This window comes from Flavobacterium sp. MR2016-29, from assembly GCF_015350695.1.
Lineage (GTDB): Bacteria > Bacteroidota > Bacteroidia > Flavobacteriales > Flavobacteriaceae > Flavobacterium.
In genome coordinates this window covers 210,186-221,717 of the sequence record NZ_JADKPU010000006.1, presented here as the reverse complement: position 1 = coordinate 221,717, position 11,532 = coordinate 210,186, and the positions used below count along the sequence as shown (strand labels likewise).

Below are 11,532 nucleotides of genomic sequence, written 5' to 3'. Positions count from 1 at the left end.
TTTATTTTAAAAATCAACAAAAATATCGCTTAACATTCTCTTCACATTTAAATTGATTTTTGGTAACTGTAATGTAATGTTCAGATAACACCCTAAAGAGATTTACGGCTTAATTTTGAAAAAAATAAAAACGAATAATACAACACAAAAAACTATGAAAACTAAAATTCTTGCTTTAGCACTTGCTACAGGTTTATTTTTTAATTCTTGCTCAAGCAGCGACGATCCAACTCCTGCACCAACACCAGTAACAGGTGAAATTACAGGTCCAATAACTGCAAACAAAACTTACGCTTACGGTAACTATACATTAAAAGGTATTGTAAAAATCAATGCTGGTGTAACTGTAACTTTTGATGCAGGTTCTACTGTTACTATTGACAAAGCTACAGGAGACAACGCTTTAGTTGTTTTAAACGGAGCAAAATTAATTGTAAACGGAACTGCTGACAAACCAGTAGTATTTACAGAAAAATCTAAAGTTCCAGGTTCTTGGGGAGGTATCATCATGTACGGTGATGCACCTGCAAAAGTTGCTGGAGGAGGAACTTCTTCAACTTCAGAAGATGGAAATAATATTTCTTACGGAGGAACCAATGCAACTCACAATGGTGGTTCATTAAACTATGTAAGAGTTGAATACGCTGGATCTAAATTAGCTGATGGTCAAAAAGAAAACAATGCTTTCACATTCTACTCAGTAGGTTCTGGAACAACTTTAGATCACTTAGTTGCTTACAAAGGAGCTGATGACGGATTCGAATTTTTCGGAGGAACTGTAAGCATGACAAATGCTATCTCTTTCGGTAACTATGATGACGCATTTGACTGGCAAGATGGATGGCAAGGTACTGCTAATACAAACTGGTATGCTTACCAAACTGGAAAAGGAAACTACGGAATGGAAATCGAAGCGTCTGCAAATGACAATGCTTTTGGACCAAAAGTTTCTAACATTACTTTAAAAAGAGAAGCTTCTAACGTTCCTGAAGTTGGAGATAATCAAGTTGATGCTTTCCAATTCAAAAGAGAAGGTAACGGAGAATACAGCAATATCATTGTTGATGGTTACGGAAACTTTACAACTGGAACTACAACTTACCAAGGTGCTGTAGTTAGTATCTTAGATGCTGCAACTAATACTCACCAAGTGAATACATCTAAAATTAAAGTTTTAAATGTTAAAATTTCTAACACTACACTTATAGTACCAACTAACGGTGCTACTGGATTTACAGTTGCTTTCCCAGCTGGAACTTTCACAACTAGTACTACTGCTACAGGAGCTTCATTAACTGCTGGAGCTTGGGCTTCAGTTGACGGTGCAAGCTTGATCAAATAATAAGAATCATCTTATAAAATGTTAAAAACATCCTAAAATTTTAGGATGTTTTTTTTTGGCGTAATTTTTGTAATTTTTTTTGTATATTTACCGTAACCAAAATAACGCGATGGCAAAAAACTACTTTTATATTACATTCTTATTGGCATTTTTCTTTACTGTAAGTGTTTCGGCACAAGACAGTAAGCAATTACCAAAACCTCAAGAGACTACAACTATTGAGGGACTAAGCTTGTACCCTAATCCAGTGACTAACGGAAAAGTAAATATTTCATCAAAAAATGATTTAGAAAAAGAAATAATCATTTTTGATATTTTGGGTAAAAAAGTACTTCAAACACATTTAAGTTCAAGAGAATTAAACGTTTCGGATTTGGTTCCTGGCGTTTATATCATTAAAATAAGTGAAGAAAATGCTTCCGCAACGCGAAAGCTCATTATTCGATAAAAATATAAAAAAAAGCTCCTAATTGGAGCTTTTTTAGTTTACAGTCGCAGTGGAAGTTTTCAGTAAACAGACTGCACAAAACTCAGACTGAAAACTGAGACTGAAAAACGAGACTGAAAACTAAAAAACAATATCTTTGCACAAAAAAAGTTTTGATTACAGCAAGCGATATATTTACCATTTCGAGTCAGAAACAATTTGAAAAAATAGCATTAAAAGTGTTTCGTTTTCAGCACGAAAATAATCCGGTATATCGTGATTTTTGTGACTTTTTAAAAGTAAACCCACAACAGGTAAAATCTTTAGAGCAAATTCCGTTTCTGCCTATTCAGTTTTTCAAAAGCCATGATGTCATTTCTAACGCAAATCCTGCTCAAGTAACTTTTACCAGCAGCGGTACAACCGGAATGATTACCAGCAGACATTTGGTTACGGATGTTTCTCTTTATGAAGAAAGCTACCGCAACGGGTTTTCTCAGTTTTATGGCAATATCGAGGATTACGTTGTTTTGGCCCTTTTACCGTCTTATCTCGAACGTGATGGATCTTCGCTTATTTATATGGTCGAAGATTTAATTAAACTCTCCAATCAGCCTGACAGCGGGTTTTATCTACACAATCACGACGACTTAATTAAAAAACTTACAGCTTTAGATCAATCTGGTCAAAATGTCATCCTAATTGGCGTTACATATGCTCTTTTAGATTTAATCGAAAAACATACATTCAAACTCCAGAATACCATTATTATGGAAACCGGAGGCATGAAAGGCAAACGTAAAGAAATGATTCGCGAAGAACTGCATGAACAACTTTGTCAAGGTTTTGGTGTTACTGCAATTCACTCAGAATACGGCATGACTGAACTTTTAGCGCAAGCGTATTCTTTAGGTGAAGGTATTTTCGAATGCCCGTCTTGGATGCACATTTTAGTTCGCGATCCAGAAGACGCACTCACTTACGTGAAAGACGGAAAAACCGGAGGCATCAACGTTATTGATTTGGCTAATATAAATTCATGCTCTTTTATTGCCACTCAAGATTTGGGCAAAAAAAATCCCAACAACTCTTTCGAGGTATTGGGACGTTTTGATAATTCTGATATTCGAGGTTGCAACCTCATGGTTTTGTAATTAAACCACTCTAATTACAAAATAATTTTTCTTTCCGCTTTGCAATAATACAAACTGATTGTTGATCAAATCATTTGCAGTCAACACAAAATCTTCTTTAATTTTTTCTCTGTTCACAGAAATTGAATTCGCCGTCAAAGCTCTTCTTGCTTCTCCGTTAGATTTAAAGAAACCTGTTTTTTCGTTTAAAACTGAAACAATATCCAAGCCGTTTTGTAAATCAGCTTTTGCAATTTCTGCTTGTGGCACTCCGTCAAAGACTTCTAGAAAAGTCGCTTCATCCAGTTGTTTTAAATCTTCTGCAGTTGAATTTCCGAACAAAATATTCGAAGCTTGAATTGCTTTTTCTAATTCTTCTTTGCTGTGAACAAAGATCGTGATTTCTTCAGCTAATTTCTTTTGTAAAACTCTTAAATGTGGAGCTTCCTTATGTTGTTCAATTAAAGCATCAATTGCATCCTTCTCTAAGAAAGTAAAGATCTTGATGTATTTTTCTGCATCGACATCTGTTGCGTTTACCCAAAATTGGTAAAATTTATAAACAGAAGTTTTATCAGCATCTAACCAAACATTTCCTCCTTCAGATTTTCCGAATTTAGAACCGTCTGCTTTTGTAATCAAAGGCGTTGTCAAAGCAAAAGCTTTCGCACTTTCTCCACCCATTCTGCGAACTAATTCTGTACCCGTAGTGATATTTCCCCATTGGTCAGAACCTCCCATTTGCAAAAGGCAGTTGTTGTTTTTATATAAATGATAAAAATCGTAACCTTGAATTAACTGATACGTGAATTCGGTAAAAGACATTCCTTCTCCTTCTCCGCTTAATCTCTTTTTAACAGAATCCTTTGCCATCATATAATTTACCGTGATACGTTTTCCAACTTCACGAGCAAAGTCAATAAAGGAGAATTCTTTCATCCAATCATAGTTGTTTACCATAATCGGAGCATTTGAATCCGTAGAATTAAAATCTAAGAAACGAGACAAAACACTTTTAATTCCAGCAACGTTTTTGGCCAGCGTTTCTTCGTTCAGCAAATTTCTTTCATCAGATTTCCCAGAAGGATCACCAATCATCCCGGTTGCGCCACCAACCAAAGCAATAGGCTGATGTCCAAAATTCTTCAAGTGAACCAATAAAATAATCTGAACCATACTGCCAATATGTAAAGAATCTGCCGTTGGATCAAAACCTATATAAGCCGTTGTTACTTCTTTAAGCAATTGTTCTTCCGTTCCTGGCATGCTGTCATGGTACAAACCGCGCCACTTTAATTCTTCAACTAGATTCTTCATTTTTTAAAATAATTTGCGCAAATATAAGGATTGTGAATTGCAATATCAAAAAGGTTTGCCACAAAGGCACTAAGACACAAAGAAGAATTAAAAAACTTGCCAATTTGTGACAAAACAAAAAACTTAGCGTCTTTGCGCCTTTGTCGCAAAAACCAAAGATTGTGAATCGCAATATCAAAAAGGTTTGCCACAAAGGCACTAAGACACAAAGAAGAATTAAAAAACTTTGACAATTTGTGGCAAAACAAAAAACTTAGCGTCTTTGCGCCTTTGTCGCAAAAACCAAGATTGTGAATTGCAATATCAAAAAGGTTTGCCACAAAGGCAATAACACACAAGGAAGAATTAAAAAACTTTGCCAATTTGTAGCAAAACAAAAAACTTAGCATCTTTGCGCCTTTGTGGCAAAAACCAAAGATTGTGAATCGCAATATCAAAAAGGTTTACCACAAAGGCACTAAGACACAAAGAAGAATTAAAAAACTTGCCAATTTGTGACAAAACAAAAAACTTAGCGTCTTTGCGTCTTTGTGGCAAAAACCAAAATAAGTATCTTTACAAAATGGTATTAGTAACAGGAGGAACTGGTTTAGTCGGCGCGCATTTATTGCTTCATTTAATTGAAAATGGAGAAAATGTTCGGGCTATTTATCGAAATTCAAATAACATCCAGAAAACAAAATCACTTTTTGAACTGTATAAAAAAGCTTTTTTGTTTGAAAAAATCAATTGGATTGAAGCCGATATTTTAGATGTTCCTTCATTAGAAATTGCTTTCGCAGATGTGAATTACGTATATCATTGCGCTGCTTTGATTTCATTTGATCCTAAAGACGAAGATGCACTTCGAAAAACCAATATTGAGGGAACGGCCAATATGGTTAATTTTTCTATCGCAAAAGGGGTAAAGAAATTCTGTTTTGTAAGTTCGATTGCAGCGCTAGGAGATTTAGCTGCTCACGAAACTTATATAACTGAAGAAACAGATTGGAACCCAGAAAAACCGCACAGCGATTACGCCATTTCTAAATATGGTGCCGAAATGGAAGTTTGGCGCGCAGTTCAAGAAGGATTAGATGTTATTATTTTAAATCCGGGAGTTATTTTAGCAAAGATTCCAACGGCAAAAATCTACAATGAAGGAAGTGGCCAGCTTTATACAAAAGTTGCTGATGGACTTTATTTTTACACACTTGGAAATACCGGTTTCATAACTGTAGATGATGTTGTAAGAATAGCAAGTGAATTAATGAAAAGCGATATTAAAAACGAGCGATTTACCTTAATTGCAGACAATATTGTTTTCCGTGATATATTAAATACAATTGCAGAAGCTTTAAAAGTAAAAAAGCCAAGCATTCACGCAACACCTTTAATAATGAATCTACTTTGGATAGCCGACGTAATATTCTCTACGCTGTTTTTTCAAAAGAGAAGAATGACAAAGGCAACAGCAAAAGCATCATATTCTAAAAATCTGTATTCAAATGAAAAAATAAAAACCGCTCTTGGAACGGTTTTTCTAGATGTACATCAATATATAAAAGACGTTTCAAAAATATAAACTATCTTATTTGAAGCGTTCTTCGTATTGAATCAATATTGACTGGTTTTGAAGGTTTTGCTTCATTCAGCTTTGGAGCTGGCTCTGATTTTCCTTTATTCTTTTTAGCCACTTTCGCTGCTTTTTTCTCTTCAAGTTTAACGATAGAATCTGTTGCCCTCTGTTTTACAGCTATTCGCTTGCCAAGTTCGTCGAACATTTCTTTGTACGCATTAAAATCTGCTGCGTAATACATATTACTTTGAGCAAACTGCAGACTGTCCACTTTGTATTTTTTCAGCACATACTTTTTAGGATCTGCATCAACCGAATCCAAAGAAAGTGGATTTTGATATTTCATAGCCTCTAAAAGTGACAAGTCATACATAATATCAATCATTTTTCCTTTCTCGATAAGTCCTTTTGGTTCTTTTACCAATTCTTTTTTACAACTTATCGAAAGAGACAAAACCAATATTATAAATACAAAATTCTTCATTTTAGCTTTTTATCTGTCAAACAATAATCTTTTTCCAGCGCGGATATCTTTTACTTTAAAATTATTGTAAACCATTTCTCCGTTTACAAAAGTATGTGTAATTCTCGATTTAAAAGTATAATTGTCAAAAGGCGACCAACCGCATTTTGCTAGAATATTCTCTGGTTTTACACTCCAAGGCAAACTTGGATTAACAATAACTAAATCAGCAAAATAACCTTCTTTAATAAAACCTCTTTTTTCGATTTTGAAAATTTTAGCCGGATTATGGCACATTTTTTCAACAATTTTCTCTACAGTAATTTTTCCTTGGTGATGTGCTTCGAACATGGCAACAACTGCATGCTGTACAAGCGGACCTCCAGAAGGCGCTTTTAAGTACGACTGCATTTTTTCTTCCTTTGTATGTGGAGCATGGTCAGTTGCAATAACATCAATACGGCCGTCATTCAAGGCTTTCCAAAGTTCAGCGCGATCTTCAGCAGTTTTTACAGCAGGATTCCATTTAATGAAATTTCCTTTTGTTTTGTAATCTTCATCCGTAAACCAAAGATGATGTACACATACCTCAGCAGTGATTTTTTTATCTTCTACCGGAATTTTATTCGAGAACAATTCCATTTCTTTCGCTGTAGAAAGATGAAAAATATGCAATCTAGCGCCTGTTTTTTTCGCTAAAGCCACAGCTTTTGAAGACGAAATATAACAAGCCTCAGCACTGCGGATTAAGTGATGCGCCGTTACAGGAACATCGTCACCATATTTTTCTTTGAATTCGGCTAAATTATTTTGAATAGTAGTTTCATCTTCACAATGGACCGCAATTAACATTGGCGTGCTTGAAAATATTTTTTCTAAAACAGCTTCGTTATCAACCAGCATATTTCCGGTTGAAGAACCTAGAAAAATTTTAATTCCCGCAACATTTTTCGGATTCGTTTTTAGAACTTCTTCTAAATTATCGTTCGTTGCACCCATCATAAACGAATAATTCGCAAATGATTTTACTGCTGCAATCTGATATTTATCTTCAAGGATTTCTTGAGTAACGGCATTCGGAACTGTATTTGGCTGTTCTATAAAAGAAGTAATACCGCCAGCAACTGCTGCTCTCGATTCTGATTCAATATCACCTTTATGTGTTAATCCTGGTTCTCTAAAATGTACCTGATCGTCAATAGCACCGGGCATTAAATAACTTCCTTCTGCATCTACAACAATACAATCTGATGTTTTTAGGCTTATACTGTCTGAAATCTCAACAATTAAGTCGTTCTCAATCAAAACATCACCTTCAAAAATAGATCCTTCGTTTACAATTTTTGCATTTTTGATTAAAATCCTGTTCATCGCCTTTCGTTTATAATGTATTGAATAATTTTTTTAATCGAAGAGAAATTACGCCAAGGATCGCTTCTTTAATAATAGCATTGCTCATTTTTGAAACACCCTTTGTTCTATCCGTAAAAATAATTGGAACTTCGGTTATTTCAAATTTACCACAATATGTTCTATATTTCATCTCAATTTGAAAAGCATATCCAACAAATTTTATTTTGTTAAGATTTATCTTTTCTAAAACTTGTCTTTTATAACAAACAAAACCTGCGGTCGCGTCATGAATTTTCATTCCGGTAATAAATTTTACGTAAACCGAAGCAAAATAAGACATCAGTACTCTGCTCAAAGGCCAGTTTACCACATTTACACCCGTTACATAACGAGAGCCAACAGCTAAATCAGCGCCTCCAAAATGGCAGGCGTCAAATAATTTTTCAAGATCATTTGGATTATGAGAGAAATCAGCATCCATCTCAAAAATGTAATCATAATTGCGTTCTAAAGCCCATTTAAAACCATGAACATAAGCAGTTCCTAAACCAGATTTTTTGGCTCTTTTTTCTAAAAACAGCCTTCCAGGATATTCTTCCTGAAGCGCAATCACTTTATTGGCAGTGAAATCTGGCGAGTTATCATCTATTATTAAAAGATGAAAAGGTTTATGTTGCGAAAGGACAGCTCTAACTATACTTTCAATATTTTCGATTTCGTTGTAAGTGGGAATTATGACAATACAATCATTCATTTTTCTGCGTAAATTTCACCGCAAAAGTAAACTTTTTATAGCATTTGATTCATAATAAATATATAATAAAAGTATTGAGCCAAAAAATTACTAATTTTGTATCGTTATGATTGAACAACTTCACCCCAGAATCCTCGAAAACAAAGATTGGGCAACACTTTTATTTGTGGTGGCCTTTGCTATCGTTGCAATGACAAAATCTGCTTATGAAACACGATTCAGTGAATTCAGCAAGCTTATTATTTCAGACAAATACGCAAAAATTTATCGTGACGGCAATCTAAAAAGCAGTTTTACGGTTGGTTTATTTTTCGTGCAGGTTATTTCGTTTGCTTTTTTCATTCAGCTTACGATGCATATTTTTGACGATACCGTAGAAAAAACCGATTATATTTTGTTTATTCAGATCGCTACTTTTTTACTTTATTTTATTCTGGCCAAGTTCTTAATTGAGAAAATTGTCGCGACTTCTTTCAATATTGATGATTTTGTAGATCTTTTTAACTTACAAAAAGTAACCTATAGAACTTATATTGGAGTTTTGATCCTTCCTATAAATGCCATTTTGTTTTATTATGACAATATTCCTAAAACTATACCGCTAGCAATCATAGGCGTTTCGCTCTGTATAAGCGTATACTCTTACTTTATTTCAATTAAAACGTATCAAAATGTAATAATCGGCAAGTTATTTTATTTTATTTTATATCTTTGCGCACTTGAAATAGCCCCTTATTATTTTCTCTATTATTGGATTACAAAAGGGAGTGCTTAGAAAATGTTTATAATATGAAAGTGAAAACAATTTTGGTGTCACAGCCTGAACCTAAAGTGGAAAATTCCCCATACTTTGAGCTCCAACAAAAACACAAAATAAAAATTGATTTCAGACCATTTATTCATGTGGAAGGGGTTAACGCAAAAGAGATTCGATTACAAAAAATTGATCTTAATCATTATACTGCGATTATTTTGACAAGCAGAAATGCAGTTGATCATTTTTTCAGAGTAGCCGATGAAATGCGCTATAAAGTTCCTGAAGGATTGAAATATTTTTGTCAATCTGAAGCAGTTGCGTTTTACCTGCAAAAATATGTAGTGTACAGAAAACGTAAAATTTATGTGGGAGCAAAAGACTTTGCAGACTTATCACCGCTGATCAAAAAATACAAAGACGAGAAATTCTTGTTACCGGCATCTGATCAATTAAATGCTGATGCACCTATTACATTAAACAATCTGAAAGTAGATTGGGCACAAGCTATTTTTTATAGAACTGTAATGAGTGATTTATCTGATTTAGCTGATGTTTATTATGATGTTTTAGCTTTTTTCAGTCCAACTGGAATTAAATCATTATTTAAAAATTTCCCAGATTTTCAGCAAAACAATACCAGAATCGCTGTTTTTGGAAGCACAACTCAAAAAGAAGCTTTAGACCATGGATTAAGAATTGATATTCTTGCTCCAACACCTGAAACTCCTTCTATGACAATGGCTTTAGAAAAATACATTAGTGAAGCAAACAAAGGAAAATAAATCCTTAACAATATTAAAATCTTTTAAATTCCAAATTCTAACTTTATCTGTTGGAATTTGGAATTTTTCTTTTAAATCAATCTTTTCTGATCTTTGTAAAAGTTTAAAATTTATACAAAGAAATACAGGCAATCAATTCTATTTGGAATTTGGAATTTTTAAAATTGGAATTTTATTTTCCCCTCATTTTGAGTACATTTGATTTCTAACTAAAACCAAATCACTAAAATTAGTTTCAAATTTAAACTCTTATGAAAATCAACTCCCTTCTAATTGAAATTGATGGCATCGACAAAGAAATTCTTCGTTATTTAATGGATGATGCCCGAAAACCTATTTTGCAAATTGCTAATAAAATAGGCATTTCTGGAGCCGCAATTCATCAGCGTCTAAAAAAACTAGAACAATCTGGCGTGATTTCCGGATCAAAATTTACTGTAAATCCAAAGGTTTTAGGCTACAATACTATGGCGTTTATTGGCGTTTATCTTGACAAAGCTTCGCGAAACTCTGAAGCTGTAAAAGATTTAAGAAAAATTCCTGAGGTTTTAGAATGCCATTACACTACAGGAAACTGGTCTGTACTAATTAAAATTATCTGTCGCGACAACGAACATTTAATGCAGCTTTTAAATACTAAAATTCAAGCCATTGAAGGTGTTTCAAGAACAGAAACTTTTATTTCGCTTGATCAGCAGATTGACAGACAGATTCAGTTATAATGAGATAATGTGGCAATTTGATAATTAGGTAATTTCAAAATACTTCACAAAAAACCCGACAAGTTTTTAAAACCTGTCGGGTTTGCTATAAAATTCTCTAATTGACTAATTAGCAAATTAGTTTCTCCTGCTGCTCCCTGAATAAATCGAAATATAGTATAACAACGTTGCAATAGATCCTATCGCCGCAACAACATACGTTCTTGCCGCCCATTTTAAAGCGTCTTTTGCTCCAGCTTGTTCCTCTTGTGTCAGCATGTGTTTATTTTCAAGCCACGCCAACGCCCTGTTGCTCGCATCGTATTCTACAGGCAAAGTTATAACTGAAAATAAAGTTGTTGCTGCAAAAATCACAATTCCTACTAACAATAACTGCGGAAAAGTTTTAATCATCAAAATTCCAGCAATCAAAATCCATTGTACGTAATTTGACGCCACACTTACAATTGGAACTAATTTAGAACGCATTGTAAGCCATTCATAACCAATTGCATGTTGTACTGCGTGACCACATTCGTGTGCGGCAACTGCCGCCGCTGCTGTATTGCGATGATTGTAAACTGCTTCACTCAAATTCACTGTTTTATCTGACGGATTGTAATGATCTGTCAATTGACCTGGAGTCGAAATAACGCGCACATCTGTTATTCCGTTATCGGCAAGCATTTTTTCTGCAATTTCAGCACCGCTCATTCCGTTTTTTAACTGCAATTGAGAATATAATTCGAATTTACTTTTAAGTCTAGAGCTTACTAACCAGCTAAAAAGCATAATTAGTCCGGCAATAATTAAATATCCACTTCCCATATTTTTGTTTTTTTTGATTGAATTTTAAAGTTACAAAACAAACTGCAATTTATGAACCAATTTCAAAAAATGTCATTTTGGCATTATTATTCAATTCCAAATCAAAAAATTCCAAAT

12 protein-coding genes are annotated in these 11,532 nt (G+C 34.0%); 7 read left to right on the top strand and 5 right to left on the bottom strand.

Annotated features, from left to right (window positions below; all coding sequences use genetic code 11):
- Positions 1-154: 154 nt before the first annotated feature.
- The 3 genes from IR010_RS14675 (at position 155) to IR010_RS14665 (ending at position 2,923) form a co-directional block, all read left to right on the top strand.
- A complete protein-coding gene (locus tag IR010_RS14675; RefSeq protein ID WP_029270650.1) occupies positions 155-1,342 on the top strand; it encodes a hypothetical protein in 1,188 nt (395 codons plus the stop codon).
- A 109-nt stretch (positions 1,343-1,451) separates the two neighbouring features.
- A complete protein-coding gene (locus tag IR010_RS14670) occupies positions 1,452-1,790 on the top strand; it encodes a T9SS type A sorting domain-containing protein (RefSeq protein WP_029270652.1) in 339 nt (112 codons plus the stop codon).
- Positions 1,791-1,942: 152 nt separating this feature from the next.
- The gene (locus IR010_RS14665; RefSeq protein WP_194604865.1) at positions 1,943-2,923 is read left to right on the top strand and encodes an acyl transferase; all 981 of its coding nucleotides are present in this window, start codon (positions 1,943-1,945) and stop codon (positions 2,921-2,923) included.
- On the opposite strand, the gene tyrS is transcribed toward IR010_RS14665, so the two are convergent.
- Complete coding sequence (gene tyrS, locus IR010_RS14660; RefSeq protein ID WP_194570398.1) at positions 2,924-4,219, bottom strand: tyrosine--tRNA ligase; 1,296 nt, start codon at positions 4,217-4,219, stop codon at positions 2,924-2,926.
- A 562-nt stretch (positions 4,220-4,781) separates the two neighbouring features.
- Between tyrS and IR010_RS14655 the strand changes: the two genes are divergently transcribed.
- Positions 4,782-5,783 carry an NAD-dependent epimerase/dehydratase family protein gene (locus IR010_RS14655; RefSeq protein ID WP_194604862.1) on the top strand — a complete coding sequence of 334 codons (1,002 nt, stop codon included), beginning with the start codon at positions 4,782-4,784 and terminating at the stop codon, positions 5,781-5,783.
- Between the two features lies 1 nt (position 5,784).
- Here the strand turns inward: IR010_RS14655 and IR010_RS14650 are convergent, their stop codons facing one another.
- The 3 genes from IR010_RS14650 to IR010_RS14640 are packed head-to-tail and all read right to left on the bottom strand — an operon-like array spanning position 5,785 to position 8,347.
- Positions 5,785-6,261: a DUF4296 domain-containing protein gene (locus IR010_RS14650; RefSeq protein WP_194604859.1), complete on the bottom strand. Its 477-nt coding sequence runs from the start codon at positions 6,259-6,261 to the stop codon at positions 5,785-5,787.
- A gap of 9 nt (positions 6,262-6,270) precedes the next feature.
- Positions 6,271-7,611 carry a dihydroorotase gene (locus IR010_RS14645; RefSeq protein WP_029270664.1) on the bottom strand — a complete coding sequence of 447 codons (1,341 nt, stop codon included), beginning with the start codon at positions 7,609-7,611 and terminating at the stop codon, positions 6,271-6,273.
- A gap of 10 nt (positions 7,612-7,621) precedes the next feature.
- Positions 7,622-8,347: a polyprenol monophosphomannose synthase gene (locus IR010_RS14640; RefSeq protein ID WP_194570395.1), complete on the bottom strand. Its 726-nt coding sequence runs from the start codon at positions 8,345-8,347 to the stop codon at positions 7,622-7,624.
- 106 nt (positions 8,348-8,453) lie between these two features.
- On the opposite strand from IR010_RS14640, the gene IR010_RS14635 reads away from it, so the two are divergent.
- The 3 genes from IR010_RS14635 (at position 8,454) to IR010_RS14625 (ending at position 10,608) form a co-directional block, all read left to right on the top strand.
- Entirely contained in the window at positions 8,454-9,122 is a 669-nt protein-coding gene (locus tag IR010_RS14635) for a DUF4271 domain-containing protein (RefSeq protein ID WP_194570394.1), read from the top strand.
- Between the two features lie 14 nt (positions 9,123-9,136).
- Positions 9,137-9,886, top strand: coding sequence for a uroporphyrinogen-III synthase (locus IR010_RS14630; protein WP_029270668.1), 750 nt, complete (start codon positions 9,137-9,139; stop codon positions 9,884-9,886).
- A gap of 251 nt (positions 9,887-10,137) precedes the next feature.
- Positions 10,138-10,608 carry an Lrp/AsnC family transcriptional regulator gene (locus IR010_RS14625; RefSeq protein ID WP_029270670.1) on the top strand — a complete coding sequence of 157 codons (471 nt, stop codon included), beginning with the start codon at positions 10,138-10,140 and terminating at the stop codon, positions 10,606-10,608.
- Positions 10,609-10,725: 117 nt separating this feature from the next.
- Here IR010_RS14625 and IR010_RS14620 read toward each other — a convergent pair whose 3' ends face one another.
- The gene (locus tag IR010_RS14620) at positions 10,726-11,415 is read right to left on the bottom strand and encodes a zinc metallopeptidase (protein ID WP_194570393.1); all 690 of its coding nucleotides are present in this window, start codon (positions 11,413-11,415) and stop codon (positions 10,726-10,728) included.
- Positions 11,416-11,532 lie beyond the last annotated feature (117 nt).